Source organism: Paenibacillus sp. GCM10027628 (assembly GCF_042676385.1).
Taxonomy (GTDB): Bacteria; Bacillota; Bacilli; order Paenibacillales; family NBRC-103111; genus Paenibacillus_E.
The window spans coordinates 73,792-91,300 of the sequence record NZ_JBHTHA010000085.1 but is presented as its reverse complement, the minus strand read 5'-3'; the positions used below and the strand labels follow the sequence as shown (position 1 = coordinate 91,300).

Below are 17,509 nucleotides of genomic sequence, written 5' to 3'. Positions count from 1 at the left end.
TTAATATAACTTGGACGATATTCATTATATAACTATTAGTTAAATAGCTTATGTACGACCGAAGAGAGGGGGTGAAAAAACTATGAATATTAGCAGTTCCTCCACTTACACTCCTTACACGTATAGTAGCCCCTTTATCAGCAGCAGTTCATACAGTAGTAATAATAGTGCAAATAGCGATACAACAAATACGGTGACTTCAATAATCAGTACTACTAATCAAAATCAAACGGTTTCGGGAAATATTATTAATCCTTATGTGTATTCAAATCCTTATGCAAACAGCCCATTTAGTCAGCAGACAAATAGCGATTCTAGTGCTACTCCAAACTCAGATCAATTCGATTCTCAAATTAATAGTGGTATCGTGAGCAGTATGATGTCGGGTAGCAATTCATCCCTAACATCAGGCACTTTAGACACATCCTGGATGAATTCATTCGACCAATTATCAAGTATGACAAGCAACGAATTTACGTATATGAACAACAACCCTACATCACCATCAGGACAAAATGTTTTATATACTACAAACTTGATGCAAACGGCATATTCCCAGGCTAGTCAACTATTATCAAATAACACTTCCGGTGGGCAATTAATTAATCAACTTGCTTAGCCAAGTTTAATAAGAAATAAAAGCAACCCCCAGTATTCAGAATTCCGCGGTGGGTTGCTTTTCTCGAACTACATTTTCGCTCTTGAAGTAAGACTGTTTTACTGAACATCAGTGAAAAAGTTCGCTGCCTTCACAATCTCCGATTGAGAAAACGCATTTGTTGCCTTTTGAACCTCCATTTGAATATACTCGTTGTTTAAACCCGAATCCTCACTACTGACTTATAGGAGCATAGCGAATAAAAGCGATGCGGATAGGTGTTGCAGAGTTATCTACCTGAATTCACTTCTCCGAAATGCTTCTGGCAGACCAAAGGCATAGCCCCGAAGCGGGAACACAGTATTATCTGATGTCTTGGGCTTCTTTGAATGCTCATTCAAAAATGCCTATATAGTAGTTTGAATTCTAAATTGTTTAATAATTAGACCAAGGGACATGAGTCCCACAAAGGCAAAACGTGCTATAAGAAGTTCCTTGGATTCTATGAAATACTTTCGATCAATACTAATAATTCATTCAATTTGTTAATTGTATATCTTGGTTCTCCTATAGTCATATCCCAATCCATAAATCCTTTTAGCCAAATCCCATGTAAACCTGCATCAGTAGCTCCCTTTATATCATTTACAGGATGATCTCCTATAAACAGCGTATTCTCCGCAGATGCATTAAGACGTTCTAGCGCAAGATTAAATATACGCGCATCTGGCTTCTTTACTTCTACCTCATCCGATATAATAATCGCATCAAAATAATGTCTTATACCAACTTCATTTATCTTTGCATTCTGAGAATGAACTGACCCATTTGTAATAATTCCAAGCCTGATATTTTTGGCTTTTAAATTATCTAAGATTTCGATTGTACCTTCCATTAAGATTGAGCATTTAAAAAACTCTGAAAACCAATGTTCCAACATTTCTTCTACATCTGTGTTATTATCTTTCAACTTTAAATTTGTCCTTAATTCTTCATATAGTTCTCGCTTCTTACGATAGCCGTCTCGATCAGCCGTGATTATGTATTCAGTAATTTCTTTTCTATTGCCCTCATCAGTTAAATTGATGAAACGCTCAATGAATCGTTCCGTGTAAGCTTGAAAGGCTAATTTACGGTTGATTAAAGTGTTATCTAAATCAAAAATTATGGCATCTATAGTCATTAATTTTAGTCCCTTTAAGGAAATTCTGAAAATGTTTAATCTCTGATTTAATATAATATCCATTCATATCGTACCACATAAAGGTAAGAAATTTATTGAATTATGTTTCTTTACATATTTCGAACCATATTTTCCAACATCGCAGGCACGATCGCTTTGTGAATTTTGCCTACTATAAAAAAGTAGATTTTTCCTAACCGGTTATGAAAATATACGACCGTTGAGACCCTTACATATTGGAATCCGTTCCGCTCGTCCACTGCAATAGACACACGAAAGTCCAAATGTTGATCGTCTTCACCCAGCAATAACTCGCGGGGAGCGCGACTCATGATTTTAAAAATGCCTATCTTGCTTCCCTGTTCCAACGAAATATGCCGCATATCGGATTGGTTAGATGTTTTTAATCCGATCAGACTGACCATTCGGTCACGCAGCTTCATTAATCGGGAAACCCAAGAAGGAACCGACGATAAAAACAATCGGGTTAATGACTCTACATCATGAGTTGATGCAGCAGGCAGCATCGCTTCATAGGAATCTGAATAATGAATACAAGAGAAGGCCTGGATTGCTAATGAATCTCTAGGAATTAAAGCTTTTTCGTTAATGAATTTATTCATCTTAATCCCCCCCCTTCCCGTCATTTACGCCAGTCAAAACGCCTCTCGTATTCTCTCCGCTTAATATAAAATATAAACGGATTCTATTTTCATTCTTATATCTGGTAAATGATAATAATTAAAGTTTTTTTATAAAATAGATGACTAAAGGGACTGATCAGATCATGATGAAAAAAAAGGCCGCACTCCTTAGTACTATCGATAAGAAGGAATCTATATATACTAATCACTTCTTTCAGAAAATAGCACGCACAATTTAATAATATCATACCTCAAAATGGTGATTTATTCGGTTTCTATACCCAGATTGGGATAGAGTATGAAACCACTCACTAAAAGTCGCACAAAAAACTCGCCCATAAGGCCGATGCGCAAGCAGTCGCCGCGTTAAATAGGAATCGTTTTATAACACGCTTATAAGCCCGCTTCTATACGAAGCGGGCTTATGGTCGTTTTGAGCAGGTCATTCGAACAGGCAGCCGGGGCATGGCCGAATACATTATTCTATATGCGTACGAAAGGGTGATCAGTTTAATGACCCTAACCACAGCAATAAAGCGCAAGCCTCCCATACCGAAATTAATCGCCACCATTCCTGTCCCGTCGCCCCTCCACCTTGCCGTGAATTCGATGACCAATCGCATTTATGTGACGAGATTGCAGGATCGGCTCGCCGTCATCAACGGAGCAAGCAACAAAGTCGCTACTACCATCCAGCTCACAAATGCACCTAATTTTGTCGCCATCAACCAGCGGCTAAATCGGATCTATACGTTAAATACTGCGACTACAGGCACCCGCCGTGGTTTTAAGGGCTCCGTCAGCGTCGTTAGCGGACGTACGAATAAAAGTCTGGCCACGATCCCGGCTGGTACGGATTCCTCCGGAATCGCAGTCAATCCGGCCACCGGACGTGTTTATGTGACCAATGCAGGTGACAACTCGCTAACAGTCATCGATGGCATAGCCAATAAACGGATCGCCACGATCAAAGTCGGCGGCACTCCCTTCGAAGTTGCGGTGAACCCGCTGACCAATTTGGTCTACGTAAGTAACTTCTCAGCGGGTACCGTATCGGTTATCAACGGGGCGACGAACAGAGTCGTTGCCGTCGTCAAGGTTGGGAGCGGTCCGGACAGTATAGCCATCAACAAACAATCCGGTCTCGTTTACGTGGCGAACACCAACAGTAACTCGGTATCCGTCATCAATGGCCGGACTCATAAGGTCATCGCTACTGTCCGCGTTGGACTGTTCCCTTCCGATATTCTGGTAAATCCCGTGACCAACCGAATATATACGGCTAATTTGAACAGCAATACGGTAACAGTAATCAACGGGATCAACCATAAGGTGCTTACGACCGTCAAGGTCGGCGAGCAACCCGCTTCACTTGCGATCGACGACGTATTGAATCGGATTTACGTTGCCAACTCCAGCACAAAAAGTCCCAGCGGCACGGTTTCTGTCATCCAGGGCTCATCGAGCATTGTGATTGCCACCATCAAAGTAGGCAGCCTTCCACTGGACATAAAGGTCAATCCCGTGACTCACCGTACCTACGTAGTTAACACAAACGGTACAACGGTTTCCGTTATCAGGTAAACTGGCCTGTATTTCAACAAAAAAGAGACTGCCGCGGCAGCCTCTTTTTCATTTAAGAGATTCAAGCTTCGATGCATGTACGAAATCAACATCAGCTAATTTCAATACTTTATCAAAAAGGTAAATAATGGTATTATTGTTTATGGAAGGAGTGAAGAATGGATGAATAAATGGAAAACATCTGCCGCTTTTATTTTAGCAAATCTGTTATTGTGTACGAACGTGTTCGCCGCCTCAAACAATTTTAATAATTCAGATGCCAAAAATTGGGATAAACCCGCTAAAGGAACCCTGGAAGCCCAAAGAGTTGAAAATAGGCTCCTGTATACCAAGGCAACCATAGAATGGACTTCGGAACAAATAAAACAATTTCAAAGTGATCATTTTTTAAAGCAATTTTTCCCTGCGATTATTTACAAAGTGTCTTCTGGTGACGAACTGAGAGCAAAAGTGATGTACACAAATTTGCCGGGTGCCAAATTCACAAGAAAAGATGCGACGAATGGAGAGGGAGAAGAAATTAAGCTTTCAATTCTCCAGACCTCAGCTCTCATGGAAAATGAGCCCTATTATTTTTTCACGGGATGGCTTCATAAATATGAAGTTTTAGATGGAAATCCAACAGTCTCATTACTTTCTACACAACGATATGCTCAACCGAATGGCAGTCTAAGTGACCTGCCCAAGACACAGGATTCCCTTTTGCAAATTCCCTTCAACGATGCAGAGCTATTAAATATACCTTACACTCCTTCTGAGTCTTTGGATAGTCCTTTTCGTCAATATACTGAGGCCGTCGAGAATAAAAAGGTTAAAAGTTATGCGCAGATAGATTCTAAAGAGAAGCTGGACCAGTTTAAAATTCAATGTGCTGAGACTTTGAAAAAAGCATCGAATGACGAAATTGTTCATTTTGCAATTACTTTTAACAAATATTACGCTAATCCCAATAGCTTGGCTGAAGAATATCATTTAACCCCCTATCAGGTTTATGCTGCTGGAATTACTACGAAGAACAATGAAGAGTACACGTTTAGCTGGTTTGCATCGGACTATGGTGCTATGTACATATTTCCAGCAAACATAGGATTTTCCGATTTCAGCATGACCGAAATGGAAGGTACGGCTCATGTGGAGGATTTAAAGAAATTGAGTAAAGAGACTTTTGTCGATGTTATTGAAATTGAAGATAAGAGCGGCAAACTGCCTACGGGTATCCATTGGCTGAATAATCGATTTAACACTGAATAAGTCGAAGGCTATTAAAAATAAAACCAAAAATAGCGGCGTCTAGAACATGAACTTAATGCTCTAGACGCCGCTTCTATTCATAATCTATTGTTACCCTTCAATATCCGCCCTGCTTAATCCGAATCCTTCGTTTCATCGTCGTCTTCATCCGGTAACGGCTCCAAAGACGTCTCAACAATCGAATCGATCGACGTCTCATGTTTGATCCCAGACACATCTGGTCGACTATGGCCATACAACCTTACATAGATCTGTTCGATCTCCTCACCGGTCAAATCTCCCTGTTTTAGCAGCTCATCCGCAATAGTATGAACGAAGTCAGCGTATTCTCGGACTAGAATCTTAACGTTGAACATCTGTTCTTTCAGCAGCTCGTTGATCTTTGGTCGGAGCGACTTGAGGGCATCGGCTCGAGAGCCTAGTGCAAGCCAACTGAATAGTTCATCGCCCATACCTACCATCCCAAGGTAGGCGCCTGCCAGTTCAGTTGCCTGTTGCAGATCAGAGGTGACGCCGTTCAATTTCTTCCCTAAAAATTCCTCTTCTACGGCCCTGGCTGCCAAGCAAACTTGGATTTCGGCCAAAATTTCTTTATCACTACGGTTATACCGCTCTTGTGTCGGCTTGGTGGCAGCGAGACCAAGTGCGCTGCCGCGACGAATGATGGTAACCTTCCAAACCCTTTCGTGGGGCTTCAGTAGGTACTGGGCCACAGCATGACCAGCCTCATGGTAAGCTACATTCCGCTTCTCGTCCTCACTCATAGAGCGGAGCGGCTGCTTAAGCCCCCACTCGTAAGTCTCCATAGCTGCCCGAAAATCCTCGTAACCGGCAGCCTGGGCGCCTCGCTGGTGGGCAATCACAACCGATTCGTTGACGATGTGCTTGATCTGCGCCGGGCTATATCCGATCGTATCGAGCGCCGCCTTCTCAGCAGTTAGAGTAGTATCCAGTTTTACCTTCTTTAAGTAGTATTGGAAGACATCCACCCTACCATCATAGTCAGGTGCATCCACCCAGAGCTGCCGGTCAAACCGGCCAGGCCGCAGCAGTGCGGGATCAAGTACATCGGGCAAGTTAGTCGCTGCAACCGTTAGCACTGCAGGCCGTTCTGCCTTTTTGCGTCGTAACCCGAGCGAACGGAGCAACTTGGCAAACCAGGAGTTGTCGATGTTCGGCGGATCCATCTGAAGAAGCAGTTCATTGAGCAAGCCGGATCCGCCACCCATGCCTAGCAGCATTCCTCCACCGCCAGCTTGCCGCCTCATGCCGATCGCGTCGATCTCATCGATGAAGATGATGCAAGCGCCGTATACTTTCGCAAGCTTTCGAGCCTTCTTATAGAGGCCCATCACCTTCAGATTGCCGACGCCGAAGAACATGTTCTGAAAACTGGGGGCCGAGGCATAAGCAAAGGGTACCTGTGCTTCGTTGGCGATCACCTGCGCCAAATAAGACTTACCTGTCCCTGGCGGCCCGCATAGCAGGAAACCCCTGATTGCCTCGCCGCCCATTTCCTTAAATTCCTTGACTCCTTTAAGCAGAGTGACGATCCGCTTTGCATTTTCAACGATTTCGGGATTACCCCGATAATCGTTCCATGTGGCGCCAGTCTCCCCGGGTAGAATCCAGTACGTTCGGCCCCGAGCAAGAAACCAGAAGAGGGCTACGAACTGGATGATCATGAACAATACGGCGAAGAGCAACTGCATCAATACGCTAACAATGCTCAAGGCGATTCCCCAGGATGTCGGCCCTCCTGCCCACAACATCACGCCGATGAAGACGAGGGCTGCGAGCCAGAGGATGAATATACGCCACTTTATCCACTGATATCTCCTCATGGCCTCACTTCCTTTATGGAGTGTTAGGACTATTCTATGAAAACCCATGGCCTTCCTAGAAGGAAGGCCACAAAATTATTTATTGGAATTTTCTTTTAATGTCCAATAAATATTTGAGAATGACAGCGAGACCGAAAATGAAATATAAAATCATAAGAATCCAACCAGTAGGATCAATTGCACTCATAGATACAATAATTGTCAATGGGAGCACATAGTATAGGACATCTTTCAAATAGCCTAATACAAATGTCGGGTCAAAAGAGCCAGCCCAGAAGGATCGGAAAAAGGCGATTAGAAAATCGATGATCATCAGGCCGAATATGGCCCATAACGTATAGATCATCCAACTTGAAAGTGAAAATGTCATTTATCATCACCACCTTTGTACATACTATGCTAGGAAAACTATCAGGTGCGGATAAAATTAAATTTCAAATCGGCTATTCTTATATGCAATAAAGGTACAAATGAGCAGATTTTACCCTACTTTATGCGAACTTACATAAAATAACGCTTTTGATACAATCTATAGATGAATTATCATTATTGGAGGAATTCACTTGAATCTATTTCACCTGGGTTACATACTTGTTCTAACAGTTCCGTTCGTAGTGGTCATCATTGGAATGGGATGGTTTATTTATCACCGGCGCAAAAGAAAGGCCCGCTAACGACCATTCGATCAGTTGTCTCGAAGTATAATAATTTCTCCAAAAAAATGAGGCTGTCCCATAAGTAAAAATTAAGTAGAATTGGGACACGTCTATTAATCAAAAAAATGCATTTTTAAATGAACAAAGGAGTTAAGCGGCTTGCATGTGCTTAACTCCTTTGTTTTTTTCGTCTATTGCGGCTTTCTTCAGTAGGTTGTGGGCAAGCGAAAGCCACCCGACCTCCAGACTTACTTTGGGTAAGCCTCGAAGCAGGAACCTTTTGAATCCACGGTTGTTCTTGATATCACCAAACACAGGCTCCGGCTCGATCATTCGTCGAATCGCTAGCGCGTAACCTTCTTCACTACGAAGTTTTTCGCGCGCTTGGTTCTTTAATCGCAAATAGTTCATGCTCACTTTGACTTCGCGATTACCTTCGGCTTTCGTACACTTCGGTTTCAACGGGCATCCTTCACAACTTGTACTCCGGTAATGACGGTGCTCGATTTCGTATCCACTTACCGTTTTTTCCTTACTCACTTTGCGGAAATGGAGGGTTTGTCCCGCCGCGCATGTCCACGTATCCTGTTCGGTATTATACGTCCAGTTGTCAATTTTGCTGATATCCTTTTGCCATGCCTTGCTTTTCTCACGGTGGTATGTGCTGTATTTGACGACAGCTTCAAATTCGTTTTGCTCTAAATAGTCGTAGTTCTCTTCGCCACCGTATCCCGCGTCAGCGATGATGGTGCTTGGCAGTTTGCCGAGTGCAGCTTTTACTTTTTCAAGATGAGGGATTAGACAACGCGTATCTGTAGGCCGCTGGTGTACACTGTAACCGAGGATGAATTGGTTTTCGGTACCAATTTGCACATTGTAACCCGGCTTGAGCTGACCGTTTCGCATATGGTCTTCTTTCATACGCATGAACGTGGCGTCTTTATCCGTTTTACTATAGCTATTTCGATTTCCTAAAATTTCTCCATGAGATTCATATTTTTGGAGGCGAGGGAGCAAGTCTTTTCGTAGTATGCGCACGGCCTTTTTCAGTGGCTTGTCCTTCGGCTTTTCTTTCAGCTTTTCCTCCAGTTGCTTGACTGCGTTCTCGAGCTTTTCACTTGTAATCTTCGAGGATTCGCCAAGCTCACAGAGGTCTCGTCCATCATTAACACGTTCTTCTTGTTTCTCGGCTTCTTCGATGGTGGCAAACAGTGTTTGCACTTTTTCCTGGAGCTTTGCCTTTTGCTTAACAACAGCTTTACCCCAGACAAACGTATACCGATTGGCATTTGCTTCAATCTTGGTCCCGTCGACAAAGTAGTGTTCAAGTTTCACGTAGTTCTCGTCGGCCAGAAATTGAAGAACCGCGGTAAACACGGTCTCCAGCACGGCTTTCATCCGTTCGGAGCGAAAACGATTGATGGTGCGGAAGTCGGGCTGCTGTCTGCCAGCGACCCACATGAACATGACGTTTTCACGGACAGCCTTGGCGATCTGGCGGGAGGAGTAAATACGCTGGGTGTAGGCGTAGATGATCACTTTGGTAAGCATCTTAGGGTGATAGCTGTCACGTCCGCCTCCGGGATAAGCAGCGTCAAAGATGACGTCGTCCAGACGGTCCACTGCTGCATTGACGACGCGAATGAGATGATTTTGAGGAATGTCTTCCTCCAAATCCATTGGCAGGCAAAGTTGATTCATGGTATATTGAATGTACAAAGAAACCGCTCCTTTTGTAATGGTTGGTCGCACTTCCATTTTACCAAAGAACGGTTTCTTTTGTTTACAAAAAAATGAGAGGCTATCCCCAGTCATTCTATGACTTATGGGACAGCCTCTTCCAAGTATATATATGAAAAGGGGGGTCTGGTAATTAATATACACCCCTAATATTAATCTAGGCTGAAATTCACATTACAGTTATATAACAAAATACGTCTTTTTGATAAATAGAAAAAAGGCTACTCCAATTCGTAGTTTCTACTACTCTGGAGATAGCCTCTTTGGATTTACTTCCCACGTTTTCTTGTGTAGTACAGAACACCCAAATAGTGCGCACCAGTGAACAAGGTGAGAATTCCGAAAAACAACAGGAACCCGCCCTGGCGATCACGGAAAAACAACTGGACCACAAAAAGCGCAAGTGAAATTTCGGTCCAGAGCAATGTTCTTTTTTTGAGCTGTGTCAGATCGGCTGTAGATTTGCTTATTTTGCGGAGATTCATGAAGGTAAGTCCACCAAGTACAACAACACCGATGATGATAACAAGAATGTAACCCGAATTACCCGACATGCGAATCCCCCATTTTCCTATGTTTGTTTCATATTAATATCTAAGATACATGCATTGCAGTCATATGTCTAATAGGAAAAAGGAGTTCCGTCATCCAATGTTGAATAATTTTGAATTGCACGTCCCAATATCATCCAATGAGGTGTAATTTTATGACAGAGGAAATTCTTTTTAGAGACATAGAAGAAGCCGATATTCCGCAGCTAATGGACATCTACAATCATTTTGTGATGCACACAACGGTTTCTTTTCATACGGAACCCGTGACGTTGGCCGAGTTCACTGAAAGTGTAATTCATCCGAACCCGCGCTATAAAACCTTTGTAATTACGCTAAACGGCAGCCTGCAAGGTTATGTCCAAGTGATGCCTCACAAGAAAAAGCAAGCTTATGAAACTTCAGGCGAAGTTACGATCTATTTGGATCCGAAATGCGTCGGAAAAGGCATGGGTACAGCCGCACTACGGTATATCGAGACCTTCGCCAAGCAAAACGGCTATCACGTGCTGGTCTCTACGATATGCTCGGAAAACATCCCCAGCATTCAATCATTCACGAAAAACGGCTATTTCCAGTGCGCGCACTTTCGCGAAGTTGGCTATAAGTGGGGTAGATATCTTGATATAGTAACTTACCAAAAAATCATTTAGAGCCTTTCAGGACATGAACAGGGTCCATTTCATGCCCCCATTTGTCGTTTGCCATAGACCGTTCGCGCTCTGTATCCAGCCATTCACGGAAGAAATAAAGTTCATTTGCAAGCTCGTATCCATTGGGTGCAGCGTTCGTGGAAATGTGTGCAGGGTCCATGAATTCCCTCCATCACTTGTCCGCAGAAGCACCCATTCTGACTCTGGTGATATCTCCTTATTTTGCAGGAGCAACCAGCCGTTAAGGGAACTTGAAAACGAAACGGCTTGGGGGGCTAATTTGTCGGGTAGTTTCCCGACCTCCTGCCACCGTTCTCCGTCAGACATTCGGTAGAGGACAGCAGTTGCTCCCCCCTTATTAGGGGAAGCTACAAACCAGCCTTCGTTTGGCGATATGAATGTAAGTACACCAGCGGCTGCACCAGGAAGTGGTATTCGGCTAGATACGGACCAAGTCAGTCCCCCGTCCAGCGTTTGCAGCAATACCATGTCGCTTGTGGTTTGCAAAGCAATCAATCCGTTCTGACGATCAAAAAATCGAAAAAAAAGATTTCCCGTTAAACCGCTGAATCCCGGTATGCTCCGGGCAATGACTTCCCAAGTAAGTCCACCATCAGAGGTAAGACGAAGCTCCGACTTTCGATTAAGCGACTCTCCGGTAAGCAGCCAGCCCGTCTGGTCATCGAGAAATGAAATCGCATGCATGCCGGTCGAAGGAGCAAGACTGCTTACTTTACGCCAAGATTTCCCACCATTATCCGTCTCTAAAACAGAAAGATCCTCTAAAAGCGATTCAACCCCAAACCCATGAAGCTCATCCACAAATTCAACAGAATTTTTTGTTTTTAGCGCTGGAAATAATCCCAGCCCCTGCTCTCCATTTCCGGATACTCCTGATTGTTCATCTACGGTGATGGCTGCCCCTGAAGTAATTGAGATTGCTGACGCAAACTTAGGCTTAGAAAGTGCCGTCTCCCTAGGAACAGAAGAGGATCGTTCATGATGCATACAGCCCGCGCATAATAGAAAAAAGAGGAAGAGGAAGAGGAACAGCAACTTTTTGTCCAATGTAGCCATATGGTTCACTCTCCTCGTCATAGTTGGTTATAGTATAAGTAATGACGGCACGATCTAGAAAATGGTTCAAGCAGGGGAAAGTGAAATATTTCCACTGGATAAGATACCCCGGCTCAGCAAACCCTAGAAAGAATCTAGCGCTCGGGGGGATGGATATGATGAGATTGGTATGGTCCTTCGCTATAGTCTGCCTTTTACTCGCGGGATGCGGAGTTTTCAAAAGCAAGCCTGATCGCGAGCACCAGTTCGCTCAAGATTCCGGGGAACAACTACTCTTGCCAGAGGATAAACATGAATCAGCGTTACGTTTAGAAAACAACCAAGGACCTGAAACAACATCTTCACCCGTACCGAATATTGGCTCCAAATCGGCCTTGCCAACGCCATCGGTGCCAAAAGTTACTCAGCCGGAACCGACGCCGAACTCTGCAACGCCAGTACCGAGCCCTGCCCGAAAAGGGAATGCAAAAAAAGCTATGCCTCAACCGGAAGCATCCAAAAAACCTGCTGTTCCTGTTCAGCAAATTCAAGGGCAAACACACAGTTCAGGAAGAAGATTAACCCTGTCTCAACTGGCAGTGAAGTACCCGGATACATTTAAACTGCGAGGGTCTTCCCGTGAAAAAAAAGTGGCGCTAACCTTCGATGATGGTCCTGATTCCCGCTTTACGCCGAAAGTGCTGGATGCGCTGAAGGCTAATGAGGTCAAGGCAACGTTTTTTTTGCTTGGTGCCAAAGCAAGCGCCCATCCCGACATGGTCAAACGGATTGTTCGAGAAGGGCATGTCATCGGCAATCACTCCTACAGCCATGCCAATATGCCCAAACTTACAGTTGAAAAGTTTCAAAATCAAATCGAAAGTACCGAAAACGTATTGCAAAGCCTGACCGGTTATGCGCCGAAACTCATTCGTCCGCCCTACGGAGCAATCAGTGAGGAACAAGTCAAATGGGTGGCGGATCACCATTATATGATTGTAAATTGGAACGTTGATTCGCTTGACTGGAAGTCGTTGAAATCGGAGCAAGTGCTGCAAAATATCATCAAACAAACCAAACCAGGCTCCATCATTCTTCAGCATTCTGGCGGAGGAGACAGCCAGGATTTGTCTGGGACCGTACAGGCCATAGGGCCGCTAGTAAGTAAATTGAAAGCGGCAGGCTACACGTTCGTCACCGTTCCGGAGCTGCTGCACATAAGCAAAAGCAAATAAGCCGGATGCGTATCCTAACGGATACACCTCCGGCTTATTCTCATTCCAGCTTAGAAATCCTCAACTTGATGTCTCGGATTTGCTGCAACTGCTGCTGGGCAGTCTCGGGACTCCACGCCCCCTCACCCATCAGCTGTGCCAGTGTTAACTCGAGCCGACGCTTCTCATTCGCTTTCGCTAGAAGTTCCGGAGAGCCCTCTTGCTCCCTCACCCGCTTCATTTCCTCATACTCGTCGTAAGTTCCCGCGAATGCGATCGGACCCTGATCGTCTCCAAGCCAGAGCAGTTTCCGCGCCAGTTTACGAACAAAAAAGCGGTCATGCGATACGATCACCATCGCACCCGGATAATTCATTAGCGCCTGCTCAATGCGTTCTCTCGTATCGATGTCCAAATAATTCGTAGGCTCATCGAGCACCAGCAGATTTGCTCCGCTGAAATAAAGCTTCAAGAAGGCTACTCTGCATCTCTCGCCCATACTCAGTTCGCCGATGCGCTTGCGCACGTCTTCACCTGAGAAGAGGAAGCAGCCAAGAATCGTGCGAGCCTGCGTCAGCGTCATGGCAGGCAGAGCCAGCAGACTGTCCAGCAGCGTCGCTTCGTCGTCAAGATGATCGAGCTCCTGCGAGAAATAGCCGATCGACGTCTGGGGATGCTGCCGCACAATGCCGGCAGTAGGCTCTAGTTCGCCGACGAGCAGCTTCAGCAGCGTCGTTTTGCCGGAACCGTTGGGGCCGAGCACAGCCAAACGTTCGCCGCGATCAACGCTGAGGCTCAGCTCAGCGAACAGCTCACGGCCGCCGGCATAGCGGAAAGCGGCGCGCTCCACCCGCACGAGCGTATGCGAAGCAAAGTCGCTCGCGCGAAGCTTGACTCTGAGATGTGCCGTTTCCCGCGGCTTCTCTACACTGTTCGCCTCCAGGCGCTCCAGCTCTTTCATCTTCGCGTTCATCCGCGAGACATGCGTCCCTGCACGCGCCTGGAAGTAGCCTCGCTGTATCGGCACTTCGGCCATCCGGGCGCTTTTCTCGCCCTGATGAAACCATTGCCGATACGTGCGTATGCTCTCCTCCAGCTGCTCGCGGAGCTGCTGCTGCTTGCGGTAGAGCTGCTCCTGCGAAAGCAGCTCAAGTTCTTTCTGGCGGGTATAGTCGCTATACCCGCCTTTGTAGCGCCGGCTGCCTGTGGGCATCAGCTCGACCAGGCAAGTCGCCACACGATCCATGAAATGGCGATCGTGAGAGACGAACACGACGGTGCCCGGATAGGTGCGAAGCCAGGCTTCGAGCCAATCGAGCGACGCCGCGTCGAGGTGGTTGGTCGGCTCGTCGAGCAGCAGCAGCTGCGGCTCGCGCACCATGAGACGCGCCAGTTGGGCGCGCGTCTTCTGTCCGCCGCTCAGCTGGCCGAGCGGCTGTTCCCACAGCTCGCGGCCGAGCCCGAGTTGAAGCAGCTTGCGCTCCACTTGGTTTTCCCAGTGATAGCCGTCAAGCCCTAGGTAACGCTCTGCCGCCTCCTGATAGTCGGCAAGCAAGCTCTCCATGTCAGGAGCCGATGCATCCTGCATCCGCGCCTCAAGCAGCTTCAAACGCTGCTTCGCGGCACTATGCTCCGGGCTGCCAAATTCCACATAAGCATGTGTGGTCAACTGCTCATCTGCCTCTGTCAGCTGCCCCATCCAGCCCCAAGCCTCCAATGACAGTCTGCGTTCAACAGTACCCCGATCAGGCTGCAGCGTGCCTGCTAATAGACGGAGCAGCGTCGTCTTGCCGAAGCCGTTGCGGCCATAAATGACCATTCGATCACCTGCGTTTACCTCGATCTCCACCCGTTCAAATAGCGGTTTCCCTGCAAATTCCTTCGTCATATTCATCGCTTTTAAAAGTAAAGTCATAGGCTCGTGTCCTCCTAGAATTCTAATGCAAAAAACCGCAAGCCAGAGCCTACGGTCAGGAAGAACGAAATATAAGGAAGTTACATATGCACCAAAATAAGGCTCCTGAAGGAGTCAGTCACTTTAGACATAAGTATCCTACTCGCTCTACCTGAAAAACGTAGAGTCTGCTTATCACGATAAATTCGTTTAGCAGAAATGAGTTAGGCTACATACTTCATCGGTCTAAAGTACCTCCGGGTTCTTAAAGATAGTCTCATTTTATCATATTCATGACGGCTCTCAATGGAAAGAATCGTTATAGTCATTATTTCAAAACATCTAGAGCGTATGATGTTCTACACTTACATGCAAATCTTGCAGAACGGAGATGTTTGCTGTACACTTTAATTCGTAATAATTACTAATTTAATATTTGGATGGAAAGGAGTTTTTCCGTGTCCAAAGTTCCCGTTATTGTATTGAGCGGTTTTCTAGGCAGCGGCAAAACAACGCTTCTCTTGCGTATGCTTCAGGAATCCGTTTCATTCGGAATCACACCTGCCGTCCTCATGAATGAACTTGGCAAACAGGATGTCGACGGTCATTTGCTGCAAGCTTCCTCGCCTGAGCTCAATGTTGAAAAGCTGTTGGATGGTTGTATGTGCTGCAGCAAAAAAAGTGAAATCAGCGACTCTGTCAAGCAGTTGCTCGGCCGCAAGCCCGACGTCATCCTCATTGAGCTGACCGGGGTAGCCAATCCGGAGGAAATCATCGATGCGTTGACGGAACCTGCGCTGCTCCCCTATGTAAAGCTGCAAACGGTTATCACTGTCCTGGATGCCGAACACGTGCTCGAGTACAACAGTATCTTCGCTTCCGATCGCGAGCTGGTACATACGCTTCGCAGGCAGATGGAAGTCGCCGACCTGCTGCTTTTAAACAAAATCGACCTTGTTTCCGAGAAACAGCGTCAAACGATTGAGAAAACCATTCGCAAATGGAATGAGCGCTCTTTGTTACTGCCAACCACTCACAGTCAATTCGATTTGAAGCTTATTTTCGGCCCGCTGCAAGATCAAGTGATTACTGCCCCCGCCGCACCATCCTTAAAGCGTAAATTTCAAGTTGTAAGAAGTGTGCGGGCAAATAACCAAGCAGCCGAACATAATATGTCTTATTCCCGCATTCAAACGATTACGCTTTCTGCGGATTTTCCGCATCTCCTAACAAAGCGCAGTGTGGAACGTTTCTTAACGAAACGAGGGGATTTGCTTCTGCGCGCCAAAGGCTACTTCTCGTTCGGTTCGGGAAGCGAAACCTTTTTGATGCAGTTTTCCGGCAAACGCACCAACTGGCAGCCGTCATCCTTTACAGCAAAGCCTTATCTTGTGCTTATCGGCATGGACCTAGATATGGAGACACTGGAGCACGAATGGCAAAAACATATCACGGATTCGGCCTTATAGCTTTCGTCGCATAAAAATAGAGCAAGCCTGCTTGTGATAGCTCAAGCAAGCTTGCTTCTTTTATGCAAGGATCGTCAGGATTTGAATAAGCCGTTCCTTACTTAGATCAACAAATTCATTATGTATTTTGACTAAAGGACTTCCCGTGTCGTGCGGGTTGATATAAACCACTTCACCTCGGCGGCCGTCAGTGAGAATTACCTGATTGCCGACCAAATGACGAGTAATATGCTCCAAAAAAACGGATACAATTTCCGGCTCAAATTCACCGAACGTTCCGCCGCGCATTTCTGTAATCACTTCGTGAAAGGGCATCGGTTCATGGTAGGGACGTTTGGAAGTCATCGCATGAAAAATATCGGCAACCGCCACAATCTTGCTGAACAGATCGATCTTATCTTTTTTTAACCCGTTCGGATAGCCTCTGCCATCCTCTCTTTCGTGATGCTGCAAAGCGACAGCGGCAACACGGGGACCTACGCCGACTGTGTCTTTAAGCATTTCATAGCCATAAAGGCTATGTCGTTTTATAATTTCATATTCTTCCCGCGTCAGTTTTCCCGGCTTGTTTAGAATTTCTAGCGGAATTCTGACTTTTCCTACATCATGGAGAGTTGCTGCGAGGCTGAGCGTCGTTAGTTCATTAGCACTGAGATTCATCCATTTTCCGATTAAAGTTGCCAGTACGCCTACACCGATATTGTGCTGGTGGGTATAATCGTCCTTGGCACGAACCGCTTCAAAAAGCTGAAAAATGTTCGCATTTTCGGTCATTTGCTGTACAGCGGGGACTATTTCTTCGCGAATTTCGAGCAGAGGAATTTTTTTAGTTATCTGTATCGTGTTAAATAACTCCTTCGCGTGCTGTACGACTTGCTTCATACGGGTTTCACTTGAAACCGCGGCGATTTCCGCTTCCTCTTCAATCATGATTGAAAACGGATCAATCCGATGCATCCGCAGAAGCTCGAGCTCTTCGCTGCCTAGTATAGACCGGGCTGGAAGAAGAACGAGCCCGACTGAATTAACAACGTCCTGTTTAAGTCTTCTCCCTAAAAAGCTCTTCATTTGGCGCAAATCTCCTATGTGCGAATGATTTCCCCAAATTGTAAACTATACCTTACAAAATTAATATTCAAATTTCATCAAATTTTAACAAATTTTCAATTAAG

General features: G+C 45.6%; 15 protein-coding genes. 6 read left to right on the top strand and 9 right to left on the bottom strand.

Going from position 1 to position 17,509, the window contains the following annotated elements; translation table 11 throughout:
• The first annotated feature begins 82 nt into the window (after positions 1-82).
• On the top strand, positions 83-619 hold the full coding sequence (locus ACFQZT_RS33880) for a hypothetical protein (protein WP_379307666.1): 537 nt from the start codon (positions 83-85) through the stop codon (positions 617-619).
• A 481-nt stretch (positions 620-1,100) separates the two neighbouring features.
• Here ACFQZT_RS33880 and ACFQZT_RS33875 read toward each other — a convergent pair whose 3' ends face one another.
• Positions 1,101-1,844: an HAD family hydrolase gene (locus tag ACFQZT_RS33875; protein WP_379307664.1), complete on the bottom strand. Its 744-nt coding sequence runs from the start codon at positions 1,842-1,844 to the stop codon at positions 1,101-1,103.
• A 47-nt stretch (positions 1,845-1,891) separates the two neighbouring features.
• Positions 1,892-2,404 (bottom strand): DUF2867 domain-containing protein, encoded by a 513-nt coding sequence (locus ACFQZT_RS33870; RefSeq protein ID WP_379307662.1) that lies wholly within the window; start codon positions 2,402-2,404, stop codon positions 1,892-1,894.
• 534 nt (positions 2,405-2,938) lie between these two features.
• Between ACFQZT_RS33870 and ACFQZT_RS33865 the strand changes: the two genes are divergently transcribed.
• Together ACFQZT_RS33865 and ACFQZT_RS33860 are read left to right on the top strand one after the other, a co-directional pair.
• Entirely contained in the window at positions 2,939-4,009 is a 1,071-nt protein-coding gene (locus tag ACFQZT_RS33865) for a YncE family protein (protein ID WP_379307660.1), read from the top strand.
• 162 nt (positions 4,010-4,171) lie between these two features.
• On the top strand, positions 4,172-5,260 hold the full coding sequence (locus ACFQZT_RS33860) for a hypothetical protein (protein ID WP_379307658.1): 1,089 nt from the start codon (positions 4,172-4,174) through the stop codon (positions 5,258-5,260).
• A 113-nt stretch (positions 5,261-5,373) separates the two neighbouring features.
• Here the strand turns inward: ACFQZT_RS33860 and ACFQZT_RS33855 are convergent, their stop codons facing one another.
• The 4 genes from ACFQZT_RS33855 to ACFQZT_RS33840 all read right to left on the bottom strand — a co-directional run bounded on the left by ACFQZT_RS33855 (position 5,374) and on the right by ACFQZT_RS33840 (position 10,054).
• The gene (locus tag ACFQZT_RS33855) at positions 5,374-7,104 is read right to left on the bottom strand and encodes an AAA family ATPase (protein ID WP_379307657.1); all 1,731 of its coding nucleotides are present in this window, start codon (positions 7,102-7,104) and stop codon (positions 5,374-5,376) included.
• A 79-nt stretch (positions 7,105-7,183) separates the two neighbouring features.
• On the bottom strand, positions 7,184-7,474 hold the full coding sequence (locus ACFQZT_RS33850) for a hypothetical protein (RefSeq protein WP_379307655.1): 291 nt from the start codon (positions 7,472-7,474) through the stop codon (positions 7,184-7,186).
• 436 nt (positions 7,475-7,910) lie between these two features.
• Positions 7,911-9,479: an IS1182 family transposase gene (locus ACFQZT_RS33845; protein WP_379307653.1), complete on the bottom strand. Its 1,569-nt coding sequence runs from the start codon at positions 9,477-9,479 to the stop codon at positions 7,911-7,913.
• A gap of 290 nt (positions 9,480-9,769) precedes the next feature.
• Positions 9,770-10,054, bottom strand: coding sequence for a hypothetical protein (locus tag ACFQZT_RS33840; protein ID WP_379307651.1), 285 nt, complete (start codon positions 10,052-10,054; stop codon positions 9,770-9,772).
• A gap of 152 nt (positions 10,055-10,206) precedes the next feature.
• Here ACFQZT_RS33840 and ACFQZT_RS33835 point away from each other — a divergent pair, with 152 nt between their 5' ends.
• On the top strand, positions 10,207-10,704 hold the full coding sequence (locus tag ACFQZT_RS33835; protein ID WP_379307649.1) for a GNAT family N-acetyltransferase: 498 nt from the start codon (positions 10,207-10,209) through the stop codon (positions 10,702-10,704).
• Between the two features lie 6 nt (positions 10,705-10,710).
• On the opposite strand, the gene ACFQZT_RS33830 is transcribed toward ACFQZT_RS33835, so the two are convergent.
• Positions 10,711-11,781 carry a WD40/YVTN/BNR-like repeat-containing protein gene (locus tag ACFQZT_RS33830; RefSeq protein WP_379307647.1) on the bottom strand — a complete coding sequence of 357 codons (1,071 nt, stop codon included), beginning with the start codon at positions 11,779-11,781 and terminating at the stop codon, positions 10,711-10,713.
• Between the two features lie 155 nt (positions 11,782-11,936).
• Between ACFQZT_RS33830 and ACFQZT_RS33825 the strand changes: the two genes are divergently transcribed.
• Positions 11,937-12,995 (top strand): polysaccharide deacetylase family protein, encoded by a 1,059-nt coding sequence (locus tag ACFQZT_RS33825; RefSeq protein WP_379307645.1) that lies wholly within the window; start codon positions 11,937-11,939, stop codon positions 12,993-12,995.
• Positions 12,996-13,035: 40 nt separating this feature from the next.
• On the opposite strand, the gene abc-f is transcribed toward ACFQZT_RS33825, so the two are convergent.
• On the bottom strand, positions 13,036-14,889 hold the full coding sequence (gene abc-f / locus ACFQZT_RS33820) for a ribosomal protection-like ABC-F family protein (RefSeq protein WP_379307643.1): 1,854 nt from the start codon (positions 14,887-14,889) through the stop codon (positions 13,036-13,038).
• Between the two features lie 437 nt (positions 14,890-15,326).
• On the opposite strand from abc-f, the gene ACFQZT_RS33815 reads away from it, so the two are divergent.
• Positions 15,327-16,337 carry a CobW family GTP-binding protein gene (locus tag ACFQZT_RS33815; RefSeq protein WP_379307641.1) on the top strand — a complete coding sequence of 337 codons (1,011 nt, stop codon included), beginning with the start codon at positions 15,327-15,329 and terminating at the stop codon, positions 16,335-16,337.
• 60 nt (positions 16,338-16,397) lie between these two features.
• On the opposite strand, the gene ACFQZT_RS33810 is transcribed toward ACFQZT_RS33815, so the two are convergent.
• Positions 16,398-17,405, bottom strand: coding sequence for an HD-GYP domain-containing protein (locus ACFQZT_RS33810; protein WP_379307639.1), 1,008 nt, complete (start codon positions 17,403-17,405; stop codon positions 16,398-16,400).
• Between the last annotated feature and the right edge of the window lie 104 nt (positions 17,406-17,509).

Excerpts from the sequence above, each read along its gene's own strand:
- ACFQZT_RS33880 (WP_379307666.1), top strand. The coding sequence starts at position 83 with ATGAATATTAGCAGTTCCTCCACTTACACTCCTTACACGTATAGTAGC.
- ACFQZT_RS33875 (WP_379307664.1), bottom strand. The coding sequence starts at position 1,844 with ATGGATATTATATTAAATCAGAGATTAAACATTTTCAGAATTTCCTTA.
- ACFQZT_RS33870 (WP_379307662.1), bottom strand. The coding sequence starts at position 2,404 with ATGAATAAATTCATTAACGAAAAAGCTTTAATTCCTAGAGATTCATTA.
- ACFQZT_RS33865 (WP_379307660.1), top strand. The coding sequence starts at position 2,939 with ATGACCCTAACCACAGCAATAAAGCGCAAGCCTCCCATACCGAAATTA.
- ACFQZT_RS33860 (WP_379307658.1), top strand. The coding sequence starts at position 4,172 with ATGAATAAATGGAAAACATCTGCCGCTTTTATTTTAGCAAATCTGTTA.
- ACFQZT_RS33855 (WP_379307657.1), bottom strand. The coding sequence starts at position 7,104 with ATGAGGAGATATCAGTGGATAAAGTGGCGTATATTCATCCTCTGGCTC.
- ACFQZT_RS33850 (WP_379307655.1), bottom strand. The coding sequence starts at position 7,474 with ATGACATTTTCACTTTCAAGTTGGATGATCTATACGTTATGGGCCATA.
- ACFQZT_RS33840 (WP_379307651.1), bottom strand. The coding sequence starts at position 10,054 with ATGTCGGGTAATTCGGGTTACATTCTTGTTATCATCATCGGTGTTGTT.
- ACFQZT_RS33835 (WP_379307649.1), top strand. The coding sequence starts at position 10,207 with ATGACAGAGGAAATTCTTTTTAGAGACATAGAAGAAGCCGATATTCCG.
- ACFQZT_RS33830 (WP_379307647.1), bottom strand. The coding sequence starts at position 11,781 with ATGGCTACATTGGACAAAAAGTTGCTGTTCCTCTTCCTCTTCCTCTTT.
- ACFQZT_RS33825 (WP_379307645.1), top strand. The coding sequence starts at position 11,937 with ATGATGAGATTGGTATGGTCCTTCGCTATAGTCTGCCTTTTACTCGCG.
- abc-f (WP_379307643.1), bottom strand. The coding sequence starts at position 14,889 with ATGACTTTACTTTTAAAAGCGATGAATATGACGAAGGAATTTGCAGGG.
- ACFQZT_RS33810 (WP_379307639.1), bottom strand. The coding sequence starts at position 17,405 with ATGAAGAGCTTTTTAGGGAGAAGACTTAAACAGGACGTTGTTAATTCA.